Origin of the sequence: Micromonospora jinlongensis (assembly GCF_013410645.1) — a bacterium.
GTDB classification, from domain to species: Bacteria; Actinomycetota; Actinomycetes; order Mycobacteriales; family Micromonosporaceae; genus Micromonospora; species Micromonospora zamorensis.
In genome coordinates this window covers 1,229,073-1,244,361 of record NZ_JACCHK010000001.1, presented here as the reverse complement: position 1 = coordinate 1,244,361, position 15,289 = coordinate 1,229,073, and the positions used below count along the sequence as shown (strand labels likewise).

Genomic DNA, 15,289 nt, shown 5'->3' with positions numbered 1-15,289 from the left:
TTTCACGCTAACAACCGATGACCGAAATGCCCGTAGCCACGCCGTCGGGGGCCGCGAGGGCGGAGGGTCGTGCGGGGTTCACCGAGCATTGTGGCGCAGTTGGGGTGACGGGGGCTGTCGCCGTCGACCAGCAACGGCGAGACTGAGGCTCGATCCGACAGTGATGCGGATCGATCGACTGGATGGTCTGGAGGCAGCCTGTGTCCACCCTCGTGTCCCCGTTGGCCACGCTCGGCGCGATCCGCCGGCGTACCACCACTCTCGCCCTGCTCCTCACCATGGTCGCCGCCGCGCTGGTCGGCCCGTCCGTGGTGGCCCCGCGGCTGACCGACTCCGCCTCGGCGGCGGTCTACAGCTCCTGCACCGTCAGCCGCTGTGCGGACGCCCGTACCGCCCGTTCGGGTTGGTCCGCCAAGGGCTTCCCGACCAGCCGCGGCTGGTACTCCTGGAGCGGGGGGAAGTCCAACTTCGCCGGCGGCCGTTTCTACAACTACGAGGGTCAACTGCCGACCAACGCCACCTACTACGAGTACGACGTCTACCCGCGTACCCAGGGCGCCGCCCGGGACGCGTACCGGATCGTGGTGAACCGCAGCACCGGGGTCACCTGGTTCTCACCCAACCACTACACCGACTTCTACCGGCTCTGACCGACCGGGGCCGGCCGGCTGCGTCCGGCCGGCCCCGGCATCGTCGCCCAGGCCAGACCAGGAGAAACCTGACGTACGACGAGGACGACGGTCGGCTGCCCGACTGGTTGACCGTCTGCCGCGACGCCGCCCCGGAGCTGCCCGGCGCGACGGTGCTGTCCGGCGCGACAGCCCGAACCCGGCCGGCGCTCTTCGCCGCGTTGGCCGGTGCGCTGACCCTGCCAGCCCACCTGGGGAGCACCTGGGACGCCCTCTCCGACGTGCTCCGGGACCGGCTGGATGCCGGCCCGCTCACCCTGCTGATCATTGACGCTGGCGAGTTGCTCGTCGACGAGCCGACCGGTCAGTACGCCCTGCTGTTCGCCGTGTTCGGCGATCTCGCCACCAGCGCCCCACATCCTCTCCGTGTGGTCCTGCACGGAGCTTCGCCCGCCGACCGCTAGCCGGCGCGCACGGAGGGTGTCTCACGGTGGTGAGGGCAGTCGGAGGCGCATGCGTGGATCAGCGTGATGACTGTGAGGCATCAATATGACTGTGAGGTATCACGCTCATGAGCAAGACCGCCTCCGGCCGCGCCACGCGCTGCCGCCGTTGAGGACGGACGGCAGGGGCTGCGGAGCGCTGTGTGGGTGCTCAGTTTCCGACAGTCGCGGCGGCGGCGGGCATCGGTGACGGTGGCGGTGACGGTCCGGTGACGGGCCCTTCGCGATCCTCGTGCCGAGCCGGGCACGCGGTGCGGCGCTGCGGATCGACGCGTTGTGGCGGGGCAGCCTGGTGGTGCGGACCAGCCCCGCCGGGGACCGGGTCGAGGACCTCGACGTGGCGGTGCCCGCCTTCGACGTGGATCCGCAGATCGTCGCCGACCTGGGCGCGTTGCCGGCCGACCCGGCGCAACTGGAGACCGAGCGTCGGAGCCGGCTGGCCTGCACCCAGCGTGACCGTCACCGGCCGGCCGCAGGACCCATCCTGGCGTCCCGCCGGCCCACACTCCGCCCAGGCCGACCTCCCGGCGCCCCCGGACATCCGTCCTTTGCTCTGCACCCATGGACGCGACGCTCACGGTCTGTAAGTGGTGCGTCCACGGGTGCAGAGCAAAGGGGTGTGAGGAGGTCCAGCCGAGCGGGTGGCGTGCCTCCCGCGTCGCTGGTAAGACGAGTCAGACGAGTCAGACGAGTCAGGTTGGTCAGTGCGTCGCGGGCGGGATGCTCTGCTTGTACTGGAAGACGTTGTGCGGGTCGTATTTCGCCTTGATCTTGCGCAGCCGCGGGAAGTTGCGCCCCCAGTAGGCTTCCTCCCACTCCGCCATGCCGACGTTCGGCACGTTGACGTAGGCACCGTCCACGTAGGGGCGCAGCGCCTGGCTGAACTCGGCGATCCAGGCCTGGGCGACCGGGGTGATGGCGTCGTCGCTGTCCGGCTCGCCGCGGGTGCCCCAGCCAGCGCCGGGCTCGGAGTAGAAGAGCGCGTCGCGGTGCGGGAACGCAGTGCCGCCGAAGGGTTCCTGTCGTTGGGCTCCGTTCCCGAAGGCCTGGGTGAAGAAGTTGCTGTCCGGTGACGGGGAGTTCTCCATGAACTCGCGGACGATACTGATCGCCTTGGTCGGGAAGGGCTCCCTGGTGAACTGCGAGAAGAACTTCCACTTCGCCGGCTCTTCCTCGTTCGGGATCTGGAAGCCGGAGTAGGTCTCGCTCCAGCCGCCGATCTGCACGGTGACCACGGGGTCGCCGATCGAGAGGATGGGCTCCAGCAGTTCCCTCGTCTCGGCCTCCGATCCCTCGGCGAGCACCGCGAACAGCAGGATCTCGTTCGGGTGCACCTCGACCTGGGTGCCGAGGCGGGGGTCGCTGAACGGTGCGGTGCGCTGCCAGTTGTCGAAGACCTCGTGCAGGTTGTCGAGGCCCGGCCAGGTCGCCTGAAGGTAGGCGACGCTCTTCAGCGGGGCCACCTTGTAGGTCAGGGACGTGACGATCCCGAAGTTGCCGTTTCCGGCGCCGCGCAGGGCCCAGAGCAGGTCCGGGTGGTTCCACGGGTCCACCTGGAGCACCTTCGCGCCGTTGGCGCCGGCCGCCACGACGATCTCCGCGCCGATCAGGTTGTCGCAGGCCATGCCGAGATAGCGGGTGAGGAACCCGAAGCCACCGCCGAGGGTCGCGCCGGACAGGCCGACGGTCCCCTCCGTTCCGGTGGTCGCCGCCAGGTCGTACTCCCCGAGGGCGGTGATCGCCTCCGACTGGTTGAGCCCCGCGCCGAGCTTCGCCACGCGAGCGGCGGCGTCGATGTGGATGTCCTTCAGCTCGCTGACGTCGATCACGATGCCGTTGTCGACGTTCGACCAGCCTTCGAGGCTGTGGCGGCCGCTGCGCACCCGCAGGGCGACGTCGTGCTGGCGCGCCCAGGTGAGGGCGTTGACCACGTCCTGGGTCTCCTGGGCGAACACGATGACCAGGGGATAGCGCACGAACACTCGTCCCAGCCGAGGCTGGCCTCCGCGTAGTTCGGGCTCTGGGGGCGGACGATGCGCCCGGTCAGTTCCGCCGGTGGGTACGTGGCGCCGGAGGGCGACCCGGGACCATCGGCCGCGATCGCCGAGCTGCCGGCGATCATGCTTGGAAGAGCGACCGCTCCGGCGCCGACGGCCGTCGCCTTGAGCAGATCACGACGAGAAAGGTCGCGCATGGTCCGAATCCTCTCGATCAGCGTCACACCAGAAATATGAGCCAAGAGGGCGGAGGCCTCTCATCTGGCGCAAAACCACCGCAATGCGAGAGATTCGCCGAAGATCCGAGAACTTGTCGCAGAACCCGGTCGGGTGATGCGGCGACCGTCAGCTCGGAGGCGGGCGGTCGGTTCGGGCGCGGACCGTCAGTTCGGGGCGGGCTGGTCGAGGATGGCGCTGAACCGCTCCTCGGCAAGGTCGAGCTGGCCGAAGATGTGCCGCTTCACCGCCGGCGACAACGGGGTGTCCGGCCGGCCGATCAGGTCCCGGAAGAGCGGCACCAGCGGCCGGTACTTCCGGGCCGACGAGACGACCTTCGGCCCGACCGTGTGGATCACGCCCACGCCGTTGTCGGTGAAGTCCGACACCTTGATCACCCGGGCCCAGGGCTCCCGGTCCAGGCTGACCGCCAGGTGCTCCCGGTACTGCGCGTTGCGGTCCCGCTCGGGGTCGTACCCCGGGTTGGTGACGGCGGCGACCAGGGTGGCCACCCGCGGCCCGAACCGCGCGGCGAGCGCGACCAGCGCCGCAGCGGTCGGGTCGGCCCCCGGCTCGCCGCCGGCCAGCTCGGCCGGGTGGTCTTCCACCGCGTCGTGCAGCAGGCCGGCGACGATCACCTCCACGTCGCGCACCTGGTAGTGGTGCATCAACCGGATCGCCACCCGCAGCAGGTGATTCAGGTACGGCTCGCGCACCCGCCGGTCGTCGCGGTGCAACTCGGCGGCGAGGTCCAGCGCGGCGTTCAGCCGCTCCCGGGCGTCGTCGTCGAACTGCTGGACCTCCAACCGGAAGCGTTCCAGCAGGCCCGGTTCGCCGTGGATCTCGGTGATCGCGTGCATCGGCATGCTGCCCAGGTGCGGCGGGAAGTCCATGCGTCACTTATAGCCGATCTTCACCACATCGATGGCCCCCTACGTCGCCGACCCGACGGTGAGCCGGGCGTGCGCGGTCAGATCGGCAGTCGGTCGGCGCCGGCTAGGGGGCTCACCAGGAGGGGGACCAGTGGTGCCGGCAGGACGGGGTCGCGGCGCAGGGTGGGCGTCCAGCCCGCGTCGGCGGCCAGGTCCGGGTCATGGGTCGCGTTGTACGCGGCCAGCAGGTCGACCGGCCGGGCCGGGCCGCCGCTCTGGCGCACCCAGGAGCCCCGCTCGGTCAACGCGGTGCCGCCCCAGTCGTAGAGCAGGTCGGCAGGGTCGACGGGCGCTTCCAGTGTGAAGAAGTTGTTCTGCGCGTAGATCGCCGACTGGACACCGACACCGAGCGCGTACTGGAAGTCGTCCCCACGGAGCCGGTAGTGGTTGTTGTAGATGTCGACCTGACCGAAGCGCACCCGGGGCAGTCGTTGCAGGACGCCATCGAAGAGGTTGTGGTGCAGTGTGACCTTCAACCGTCCCACGTCCGGGCCGACCGTGTTGGACGAGCCGATCAGCAGCAGCTTGTCCCGCCCGGTGAAGCGGTTCCACGACGCGGTGACGAGGCTGGCGGTGTGCGTGACGTCCAGTGACCCGTCGTGCACCTGGTAGGCGCGTCCGAAGTAGACGGGTTGGGCGCTGTCCGGGTTGTCGCCGTCGGTGAAGGTGTTGTGGTCGACCCAGACGTTCTCGCTGCGGCGTACCGAGATCTGGTCGTACTGGCTGTTCCAGTTGCCGGCCTCGCCGTCGGTCGGTGACCAGGCCGGGAAGCAGTCCCGGGCATCGACGAGGGTCAGGTTGCGGACGATGACGTTCGACGCCCGGTCGATCATGAGGGTGAGCCCGGTCAGGCGGGCGCCGCGCAGCCCGACGATCGTGGTGTTCGGGCCGATGTTGATCTGGGTCTGCCGGGTCTGGTTGGTCACCGAGCGCACCCGGGCCTCCTCCAGTGGCCCGCTCGGGGGCACCCGTCCCCACACCGCCGGGTCGTACGCGGCCAGGTAGGCGTCCAACCGGTACGCCGGGTCGGCCAGGTCGGCGCAGCTCAGCGCGGTGCCGTCCGGCCCTTCGAAACCGTCGATGGCGCCGTCGACGTAGATGAGCTTCGGGGTGGCATCGGTGGCGTTGCTGGCGTTGTCACCGCCCAGGGCGGCGATCAGCTGGGTCCGGCTGTGCACCACCCGGGTTCGTTCGGGGGTGGCCGTCGAACCGCCGGTGGTGCCGGTGCCCTCGGCCGCCCAGCCGTCGCGCTCGGGCAGGGTCTGCCGCCCGAGATGGCCGGCCAGCCAGGAGAGCCCGTCGGTGGCCGGGGTGTCGGGCCGGGCAGCGGCGGCGGCCGGGGTGGCACCGAGCAGGAGGGCGATCACCGTAGCGCCGGTGAGGATTCTGCGCATGACTCTCTCCATTCCCTGGTGGTGTGGGTTTGTTCTCCGGCTATCCGGTCAACTCGGCGCGGTACGCCGCCGCCGCCCACGGCACCGCCAGCTCGCTGGGGAGCGCCCCCCGCTCGGCCGCCCGACGCAGCACGTCGACCACGCCCCGCAGGTGGCGAACCCGGTCCCCGCCCTCACCGACGACGGTCACCAGGTCGCCGTCGAGCAGCCGGGGCTCGGGGGCGACCCGTAGCGCGTCCAGCAGCGCGGTGAACGGCGCGGTGCGGGCCAGCGGCGCGATCAGCGGCACCGCCGCCGGGTCGTCCCGGTGCGCCAGCAGGTTCTCCAGCAACCCCACCCGCCCCGGGACGCGGCGGGTCACCACGTCCCCGGGCAGCCGCAACCGGTCCGTCGGGTACTCCAGCACCGCCTGACCCGCCGTGCCGGTCACCACCACCTCGCCCGCCACGAACTCCTCAGCGGCCAGGGTCACCGCCACCAGCACCGGCGGGCCGGCGCGGAACAGGACCCGCAGCACGGCGGTGTCCTCCACCTCGATCGGGCGGACCCGGTAGCGTTCCACCTCGATCGCCACCGGCCAGGGCGTCGCCCCACCGAGCGCCTCGGCGACCGCCAGGCACTGCATCACCGCGTGCGCGAGCGGGTTGGCCAGCGCGCCGTCCAGCACCGGCCGGCCGTCGAGGCTTCGCCGACCGGCCCACGGGGAGCGGGCGTAGTAGGCGTCCGGCCGTTGCCACGCGGCGACGGTGGAGATGCCGGTGACGGTGCCCAGCCGGCCGGCCGCCAGCGCGTCGGTCAGCGCGGTCAGGGCCGCCGAGCCGAGCGCCTGGAAGCCGACCTGCGCCACCCGGCCGGCGGCCGTCAGCGCCCAGGCCAGCTCCTCGTGCTCGGCCAGCGACAACACCGGCGGTTTCTCCAACAGGAGGTCCGCGCCGGTGGCCAGGGCGTCCCGCGCGATCGCCAGGTGGGTGTGCGGTGGCGTGCAGATCACCACCACCTCCGGCCGGGTGGCGGCGAGCATCGCCCGGTGGTCGGTGAACACCTCGACCCCGGGTGGCACCGGCGCTGCCGGATCATCCTCCACCGGTCGGACGTCGACCAGGGCGACCAGCCGCAACCGCCCGGCGGCGTGCAGGGGGGCGATCACCCGCCGGTGCCACCGGCCGTGCCCGTTCGCCCCGATCACCGCCACCCGGGGCGGCGCCACCCCGCTCACCACCGACCGGCCAGTGTCGGCCCGTTCACCGGGCACCAGCCAGTGTGGCCTCGACGCCGTGTCGTTCCAGCGCGGTCAACCAGGCGATCACGTCGGCGCGGACCTCGTCGTCCTCGGCGACCTCGACCGGGATGACCTCGCGCAGCGCGAAGAGCGCGTCGACGGCGCCCGCCGGGCTCTGCGCACCGGCGTCCAGCGCGGCGCGGATCGGCCCGGCGAGGGGGTCCTGGAACGGCAACGGGTGCCCGTCGTCGGCGTACCCCAGCGCGAAGCGCAACCAGGACGCCACGACCAGCGCGCCCCAGCGCGCGGACCGGCCGGCCGCGCGCAGGTCGGCGATGGTGTGCAGAACGCGTTGCGGCAGCTTCTGCGAGCCGTCCAGCGCGACCTGGAGGGTGCGGTGGTGGATCGCCGGGTTGCCGAACCGGGCGAGGACCTGCTCGCCGTAGTCGACCACCCGGACCCCGTCCGGCGGCGTGAAGCTGGCCGCGACGTCCTCGGCGATCAGCCGGCGCAGTACGTCGGGCAGGTGCGGGATCTCCAGCGCCTCGGCGATGGTCTCCCGACCGGCCAGCGCGCCCAGGTACGCGATGGCCGAGTGCACGCCGTTGAGGGTGCGCAGTTTCAGCCGCTCCCACGGGCCGGCGTCGTCGGTGAGCACCGCCCCGGCGTGCTCCCAGCCGGGCCGGCCGCCGGGGAACTCGTCCTCGATCACCCACTGCGCGTACGGTTCGGCGGCGACCGCGGCCAGGTCGGTCACGCCGAGCACCCGGTGTGCCGCCTCGATCGTCTCCGGGGTGCTGGCCGGCACGATCCGGTCCACCATGGTCCCCGGGCAGGTGACGTTGGCGGCCACCCACTCGACCAGCCCGGCGGGCACCCCGTCGGCACGCCCGACCGCCTGGTCGAGCATGCCGCGCAGTCGCCGGCCGTTGGCCGGGAGGTTGTCGCAGCTCACCAGGGCCACCGGCCCGGCGTCCGCGGCGGCCCGCGCGGCCAGCCCGCGCAGCAGCAGCCCCGGCACCGTGGTCGGTGGTCGGCCGCCGGCCAGGTCCGCGGCGAGCGCCAGGTCCGGGGACAGCTCGCCGGTCACCGGGTCGAGTTGGTACGCCTTCTCGGTGACGGTCAGGGTCACCACGCGTACCGCCGGGTCGGCGAGCAGCGCCACCACGGCGTCCGGGTCGCTCGGCGCGTGCCGTACGCCGCTCAGGGCGCCCACCACCCGGGTGGCGCTGCCGGCGGCGGAGAGGGTGCTGACGCTGAACAGGTTGTCCTGGGCGGCAATCGCCTCGACCATCGCGGTGCTGCGGGGGGCGACGGCCATGATGCCCCAGTCGCCGCCGGCCGCGCCGACCGCCGCCTCGGTGAAGACGGCCTGGTGTGCCCGGTGGAACGCTCCCAGGCCCAGGTGCACGATGCCCGTCGGTACGGTGCCCGGCCGGATCAGGGGGCGGGCCTCGGCGGGCAGGTGGCGCAGCATGCCCAGGCCGAGCCGGGAGGCGCCGACGGTCACCGCCATGCCGGGCCGTCCGGGAAGCGGAACTCGGCGATCGACGCCGGCTTCATGATGGCGCTGTATCCCGGACGCTCGGGCAGCAGGTAGCGGCCACCGCGGGTCCGGACCGGATCGACGAAGTGCTCGTGCAGGTGGTCGACGTACTCGACCATCCGACCGTCCAGGCCGGTGCCCACCCGCAGGTAGTCGAAGATCGCCAGGTGCTGGACGTACTCGCAGAGGCCCACACCGCCGGCGTGTGGGCAGACCGGCACCCCGAACTTCGCCGCCAGCAGCAGCTCGGCGAGGACCTCGTTGACACCGCCGACCCGGCAGGCGTCGATCTGCATCACGCCGATCGCGTCGGCCTGCAACAACTGCTTGAAGATCACCCGGTTGGCGGCCACCTCACCGGTGGCCACCCGGCACCGGCCGCCGGTCAGCTCGGTCACCGCGCGGGCGATCCGGGCGTGGCCGAGGATGTCGTCGGCGTGGGTGGGTTCCTCGATCCAGTACGGGTCGACCTCCGCGAGGGTGGCCATCGCGGTGATCGCCTCGTCGACGTCCCAGACCTGGTTGGCGTCCATCATCAGCAGCGCGTCCGGGCCGATCTCCTCCCGGATGATCCGGGCCCGCCGCAGGTCGTCGGCGAGCGGGCCGCCGACCTTCATCTTCATCGCCCGCCAGCCGTCCTGGTACGCCTGCCGGGTCAGCGCCCGCACCTTGTCGTCGGGGTAGCCGAGCCAGCCGACCGACGTGGTGTACGACGGGAAGCCGTCCCGTTCGAGCGTCGCCAACCTGTCGGCCAGGCCGCCGCGTCCCTTGTCGAGGATCGCCGTCGCCTCGTCCGGGGTGAGCGCGTCACTGATGTGCTTGAAGTCGACGCTGGCGACCAGGTCGTCGGTGGGCAGCTCGGCGAGGAACCGCCACATCGGCTTGCCGGCCATCGTGGCCCGCAGGTCCCACACCGCGTTGACCAGCGCCCCGGTCGCCATGTGGATGACGCCCTTCTCCGGGCCCAGCCAGCGCAGCTGCACGTCGGCGCTGAGCGAGCGCCAGAACGCGACGGGCTCGGCCGTGATCTCCTCGATCGTGCGCCCCCGCACGTGGTGGGCGAGCGCGCGGACCGCCGCGCAGGTGATCTCGTTGCCCCGGCCGTTGGTGAAGGTGAACCCCGCGCCGGTCGGGCCGGCGTCGGTGCCCAGCTCCACGTACGTCGCCGAGTAGTCGCCCCGGTTGATCGCGTCGGAGCCGTCGCCCCGCGCGGCGGTCGGGAACCGCACGTCGTGCACCTCGACGGAGGTGATGGTGATGCTCACTGCGCCTGCCTTTCGTTCGCGACTGCGGGGCTCCGCTGCGCTGCACTCCTCGCGCTCACCGGCCGTTCCGCTCGAAGTTGAAGACCCGCTTGGGCAGCCGGTACGCCAGGTCGACGATGGTCTCGGCGGCTTCGTCCATCGGCAGCCGGTGCTCGGCGACCAGCCGGGCCAGGAAGCCGGCGTCGACCCGACGGGCGACGTCGTGGCGTACCGGGATGGAGCAGAACGCCCGGGTGTCGTCGACGAACCCGGTGGTGTTGTAGAAACCCGCGGTTTCGGTGACCGTCTCCCGGAACCGGCGCAGCACCTCGGGGGAGTCCAGGAACCACCAGGGCGCGCCGAGCAGCAGCGCGGCGTACCCGCCCGCGAGGGGCGCCAGCTCCCGGGTGAAGGTGTCCTCGTCGAGGGTGTAGAGCACCACCCGCAGCCGCGGGTCGTTGCCGTAGCGCTCCAGCAGTGGGGCGAGCGCGTGCACGTACTCGGTGGCCTGCGGGACGTCGCCGCCGACGTCGCGGCCGTGCCGGGCGTGCAGCCAACGGTTGTGGTTGCGCACCGCGCCGGGGTGCAGCTGCATGACCAGGCCGTCGTCGAGTGACATCCGGGCGAACTCCACCAGCATGTGCGCGCGGAACGCCTCGGCGTCGGAGGCGTCGGCCTGGCCGCGCCGGCCCCGGTCGTACAGCCGCTCGGCCTCGGCCGGCGTCAGGTCCAGGGTGCGCGCGGTGGGGTGGCCGTGGTCGGAGGACGTCGCGCCGGCGGCGATGAACGCGGCGCGTCGGGCGCGCAGCGCGGCCAGGTAACCGGCGTACGTGCCGGTGTCCTCGCCGGCCCGCTCACCGAGCCGCTCCACGTTGGTCGACCAGCCGTCGAACTCCATGTCCACCACGTCGTCCGGGCGGAAGGTGGTGACGACCCGGCCACCCGGCCCGCCCCAGCCGTCGGCGGCGAGCTTGGCGTGCTGGCCGAGGTCGTCCAGCGGCGACTCGGTGGTGGCGAGCACCTCGATGTCGAACCGCTCGAACAGCGCCCGGGGCCGGAAGTCCGGTTCGGCGAGCCGGGCCGCGATCTCGTCGTAGAGGGCGTCGGCGGTGGCCGGGCCGAGCGGGGTGTGCACCCCGAACACGGTGCGGAAGGTCTGCTCCAACCAGAGCCGCGAGGGGGTGCCCCGGAACAGGTGCCAGTGCGCGGCGAAGCGTCGCCAGATCACCCGGCCGTCGGTCTCCACCGGGCTGCCGTCGCGGGTTGGCACACCCAGGTCCGACGGGGGGACGCCCTGACTGAGCAGCATCCGGGTCAGGTAGTGGTCGGGCACGATGAGCAGCTGCGCCGGGTCCGGGAAGGGTCGGTCCTCGGCCAGCAGGGCCGGGTCGACGTGCCCGTGCGGCGAGATGATGGGCTGCTCCGCTGCGAGGGCGTACAGCTCCCGGGCCAGCGCGCGCTGGCCCGGTTCGGGCGGCAGGAGCAGGTCGGTGTGGTCGAACGTCGGCACGGGGATGGGCTCCTCGTCTCCAGGTCAGCGGGGGGTGAGCAGGTCGGCGACCCGGACCGGTTGACCGGTCTCGAAGGACCGGTTGGCCGCCAGGCCGGTGAGCAGGGCCAACGCGCCGTCGTCGGCGGTCGCGGCGCGGTCCAGGGGGTCGGGTTGACCCCCGAAGAGCACCCCGGTCATCCGGGCGTCCGCGCCACCGTGGCCGTGCCGGCTGCGACCCTCGACGGGGATCTGTCGGGGCGGTTGCCAGAACGGGCGCAGGGTGAGGGTCGCTCCACCGCCCTCGGCCGGCGCCTCGGTGCCGTGCAGGGCGGCGCCCTTGACGGCACCCGCGGTGCCCCGGTCGACGAAGTCGTTCTCGGTGACCTCCAGCTCCAGCCGGCCCCGGCTGCCGTTGACCATCACCCGGTAACCCTCCCAGGGCGCGTAGGCGGTGAGGTGGTAGGTCATCGTGGCGCCGGTGGAGTAGCGGGCGAGCACCGCCATGTCGTCCTCGATGCTGACGCCGGGGGCGAAGACGTTGCGGTCGCGCTGGTAGCCGTCCTCGGCCTCGGCGTCGAGGTACAGCTCACGCAGTCGGGGGTGGGCGTCGAGTCGCAGCGCGAACGGGTCGTCGACGGCGGCGGGGGAGCCGTGTGCCCGGTCGTAGTCGCGGGCGTAGCCGTGCCGGCGGCCGTCCTCGCCGTAGAAGAAGAGCCGCCCGGCCGCGTACACCTCGACGGGGGTGGCGGCCAACCACCAGTTGACCAGGTCGAAGTGGTGGCTGGCCTTGTGCACCATCAGCCCGCCGGAGGTGGCCTTGTCGCGGTGCCAGCGGCGGAAGTAGTCGGCGCCGTGGCGTACGTCGAGCAGCCATTCGAAGTGCACCGAGCCGATCTCACCGACGGCGCCCTCGGCGAGCAGTCGGCGGACCTGTTCGTGCAGCGGGTTGTAGCGGTAGTTGAACGCGACCGTCACCCGACCGCCGGTCTCGGTGACCGCGTCCAGGATGCGCCGGCAGCGCGGCGCGTCCACGGTCATCGGCTTCTCGGTGACGACCTCCCGCCCGGCGCGCAGCGCGGCCACCACGTACTCGTCGTGGGTGACGTCCACGCTGGTGACCAGGACGACGTCGACGCGCTCCTTGTCCAGCATGGCCGCGAAGTCACCGGCCGGGTACGTGGGCACCGGGCGGTGGCCCAGCTCGGCCAGCCAGCGGTTGTGCGCGTCCATCCGGGCCTGGTTGACGTCGGCGAACGCGACCAGCTCGGTGGTGTCGGCGTGGTCGAGCACCAGGGCGCGGACGAACATCTCCGCCCGGGCGCCGGTGCCCACGACGGCGTACCGGACCCGGCCGTCGACTCTCGGTGACATGCGGTCGCCTCCCCGGTGATCCTGCAAACGTTTGCAGTGAAGTAATCACGATCGATCCGACTGCGTCAACGACGGTGACGCAATCGGCGGCAAATATCCGTGTTTGCGGGGCAGCAACTCACCAAGAGGAGTGTGGGTGCAACAAAGCCGTAACCATCCACCGTTGACACTGGCGCAACCGTTTGCATTAATGGCCACACCCACGTGACCACCACCACATCGGACGAAGGGGCCGCCGTGCCAGTCACCATCCGGGACGTCGCTCGGGCGTCCGGTGTGCACATCTCCACCGTGTCCCGCACCTTCTCCGCTCCGCACCTGGTCAACCCGGAGACCCGGGTCCGGGTGCTGGCCTGCGCGGAGGATCTGGGCTACCGGCCGAATCGGGCCGCTCGGGCCCTGATCACCGGGCGTACACACAACATCGGGCTGATCATCGCGGACATCGCGAACCCGTTCTTCCCGCCGCTGATCAAGGCGGCGGAGAGTCAGGCCCGGCACCGCGACTACCACGTCTTCGTGGCCGACACCAACGAGGATCCGACCGCCGAGGAGGAGCTGGTCCACGCGCTGGCCAAGCAGGTGGACGGGGTCCTGCTGTGCAGTCCTCGGATGAGCAACAGCCTGATCGAACAGCTCAGCCGTGAGGTGCCGCTGGTGGTCGTCAACCGACAGGTGACCGGCCTGCCCTGCGTGCTGATGGACGTCGGGCAGGGCGCCCGGGCGGCGATCGAGCACCTGATCGGCCTGGGGCACCGCAGCATCGCGTTGCTCGGCGGCCCGCGCAGCTCGTGGACCAACCGGGAGATGCGCCGCGCCGCCGGCACGGCCGCCCGAGCGGGTGGCGCGGAGCTGACACTGCTCGGCCCGAACGCGCCCACCGAGACCGGCGGCTCCGCCATCGCCGAGCAGGTGCGGCGCAGCGGTGTGTCGGCCGTGCTCGCCTACAACGACCTGATGGCGATCGGCCTCATCGAGGGGCTGGACGCGCTCGGGGTGCGGGTGCCGCAGGAGGTGAGCGTCGTCGGGGTCGACGACATCGCCCTGAGCCGGCTCACCCGGCCCAAACTGACGACGGTGGCCACACCCACCGGGGCCGCCGGCCGGACGGCCGTCGACATGCTGCTGCAACAGGACACCGAATCACCGCGCGGCGCGCGAGGGCTCGGTGCCGGCACGGCGCTCGGCGTCCGTCGTACCACCGCACAGGTAATGCTCCAGACCGACCTGGTCATCCGCGACTCGACCGGCCCGGGCCCGTACGCCCGACCGGCACGTCCCCTGGCCGCGCCGCCTGGCCCGGACCCGCATTGCCCTGCGGGCCCGGGCATCCCGACCGCGGCCACCGGTGACGCCGTCGCCTCCTAATGCCGAGGAGTGAGCGCACATGCACCCCGCAACGCCCCCCACCACTGACGCGCCTGCCGGGCGCAATCACCGTACCGCGCTGCCTCGGCGGCGCCTGCTGCGCGGCCTGCTCGCCGTGACGGTCGCCGCGCCGCTGATGTTCGGAGCCGCCGCCTGCCGAGACGACGACGGCGGCGGCGCGGCCGACCCGAACGCCCCGGTCAAGCTCTCCATCTTCTGGTGGGGCGGCGACGCCCGGGCCAAGCTGACCGAGGACGCCCTCGCGCTCTACACCAAGAAGCACCCGAACGTGACGTTCGAGAAGACCTGGCAGGCCAACCAGGGCTACTTCGACAAGCTGGCCACCCTCACCGCCGGCGGCAACCCGCCGGACCTGTTCCAGATCGACGACAACTACCTGGCCGAGTACGCGGCCCGCAACACCACGCTCGACCTGACCTCGTACCAGAAGTCCGGGAAGCTGGACACCTCCAAGTTCCCCGAGAGTCTCTGGCAGTACGGCGTGGTCGACGGCAAACTCGCCGGCCTGGCCGCCGGGGAGAACACCCAGGGCCTGGTCTACAACAAGACGCTGCTGACCAGGAACAACCTGCCCGAGCCCACCACCGGAATGTCGTGGGAGGAGCACATCGCCTGGGCCGAGCAGGTCACCGCCAAGACCAAGGTGCCCGGCACGCAGGACCCGAGCGCCGACTACAAGGCGTTCTGGGTCTGGCTCCGGCAACAGGGCAAGGACCTCTACAAGGGCTCCGAGCTGGGCTTCACCGCCGAGGACGTGACCAGGTGGCTCGACCTGTGGAAGGGAGCCCGGGACCGCAAGGCCACCCCGACCGCCGACGTCATCCACGAGGGCAACTCCAGCGACATCACCAAGCAACTGGTGGTCACCGGCAAGTCGGCGACCTCCTGGGTCTGGGCCAACCAGATGCCGGACCTGAAGAAGAACACCAAGGACGAGCTGGGCGTCGTCGCCTACCCCGGTGACCCGAGCGCGCAGTGGGCCCGGGCCTCGATGTACTGGTCGGTGTTCAAGGGCAGCAAGAACAAGGACGTCGCGGTCGACGTGATCAACTTCCTGAACAACGACCAGGAGGCGGTCAAGCTGCTCGGCACCGACCGCGGCCTGCCGTCCAACCAGGACCTGCGCCGGGTGGTCAGCGACGACACCACCGACCCGGCCATGAAGCAGTCCATCGCCGTCGAGGCGGAGCTGACCCAGAAGTTCGGCAAGTCACCGCAGGTGCCGATCAAGGGACACAGCAAGGTGCGTTCTGAGCTGATCAAGGCCGCCGAGAACGCGCAGTACGGCCGGGCCACCACCGCCGAGGCCGCCGCCCAGTTCATCGAGGCCTGCAAGTCCGCCATCGCCTGACCGCCT

General features: G+C 71.7%; 12 protein-coding genes. 4 read left to right on the top strand and 8 right to left on the bottom strand.

Annotation, left to right across the window (positions count from 1 at the left end):
* The first annotated feature begins 200 nt into the window (after positions 1–200).
* Positions 201–650 carry a ribonuclease domain-containing protein gene (locus HNR22_RS05280; RefSeq protein WP_343059691.1) on the top strand — a complete coding sequence of 150 codons (450 nt, stop codon included), beginning with the start codon at positions 201–203 and terminating at the stop codon, positions 648–650.
* A gap of 107 nt (positions 651–757) precedes the next feature.
* On the top strand, positions 758–1,093 hold the full coding sequence (locus HNR22_RS05275) for a barstar family protein (RefSeq protein WP_179779340.1): 336 nt from the start codon (positions 758–760) through the stop codon (positions 1,091–1,093).
* 740 nt (positions 1,094–1,833) lie between these two features.
* Here the strand turns inward: HNR22_RS05275 and HNR22_RS05270 are convergent.
* From HNR22_RS05270 to HNR22_RS05235, 8 genes are all read right to left on the bottom strand, one after another.
* On the bottom strand, positions 1,834–3,108 hold the full coding sequence (locus tag HNR22_RS05270; protein WP_218906179.1) for an FAD-binding protein: 1,275 nt from the start codon (positions 3,106–3,108) through the stop codon (positions 1,834–1,836).
* A gap of 404 nt (positions 3,109–3,512) precedes the next feature.
* On the bottom strand, positions 3,513–4,238 hold the full coding sequence (locus HNR22_RS05265; protein ID WP_088948431.1) for an HD domain-containing protein: 726 nt from the start codon (positions 4,236–4,238) through the stop codon (positions 3,513–3,515).
* A 77-nt stretch (positions 4,239–4,315) separates the two neighbouring features.
* Positions 4,316–5,671 (bottom strand): pectate lyase family protein, encoded by a 1,356-nt coding sequence (locus HNR22_RS05260; protein ID WP_179779339.1) that lies wholly within the window; start codon positions 5,669–5,671, stop codon positions 4,316–4,318.
* 40 nt (positions 5,672–5,711) lie between these two features.
* Positions 5,712–6,923, bottom strand: coding sequence for a Gfo/Idh/MocA family protein (locus HNR22_RS05255; protein ID WP_343059690.1), 1,212 nt, complete (start codon positions 6,921–6,923; stop codon positions 5,712–5,714).
* Positions 6,913–8,406, bottom strand: a complete 1,494-nt coding sequence (locus tag HNR22_RS05250) for a mannitol dehydrogenase family protein (RefSeq protein WP_179779338.1) — start codon at positions 8,404–8,406, stop codon at positions 6,913–6,915. Before HNR22_RS05250 ends, HNR22_RS05255 begins: the two co-directional genes overlap by 11 nt.
* Positions 8,397–9,701, bottom strand: coding sequence for an enolase C-terminal domain-like protein (locus HNR22_RS05245; RefSeq protein ID WP_179779337.1), 1,305 nt, complete (start codon positions 9,699–9,701; stop codon positions 8,397–8,399). The genes HNR22_RS05250 and HNR22_RS05245 overlap by 10 nt, the downstream gene beginning before the upstream one ends.
* A 55-nt stretch (positions 9,702–9,756) precedes the next feature.
* Positions 9,757–11,190: a glucuronate isomerase gene (gene uxaC, locus HNR22_RS05240; protein WP_179779336.1), complete on the bottom strand. Its 1,434-nt coding sequence runs from the start codon at positions 11,188–11,190 to the stop codon at positions 9,757–9,759.
* Positions 11,191–11,214: 24 nt separating this feature from the next.
* Complete coding sequence (locus HNR22_RS05235; protein ID WP_179779335.1) at positions 11,215–12,543, bottom strand: Gfo/Idh/MocA family protein; 1,329 nt, start codon at positions 12,541–12,543, stop codon at positions 11,215–11,217.
* 237 nt (positions 12,544–12,780) lie between these two features.
* On the opposite strand from HNR22_RS05235, the gene HNR22_RS05230 reads away from it, so the two are divergent.
* Both HNR22_RS05230 and HNR22_RS05225 read left to right on the top strand, forming a co-directional pair.
* Entirely contained in the window at positions 12,781–13,911 is a 1,131-nt protein-coding gene (locus tag HNR22_RS05230; protein ID WP_179779334.1) for a substrate-binding domain-containing protein, read from the top strand.
* A gap of 19 nt (positions 13,912–13,930) precedes the next feature.
* The gene (locus tag HNR22_RS05225; protein ID WP_179779333.1) at positions 13,931–15,283 is read left to right on the top strand and encodes an ABC transporter substrate-binding protein; all 1,353 of its coding nucleotides are present in this window, start codon (positions 13,931–13,933) and stop codon (positions 15,281–15,283) included.
* The last annotated feature ends 6 nt before the right edge of the window (positions 15,284–15,289 follow it).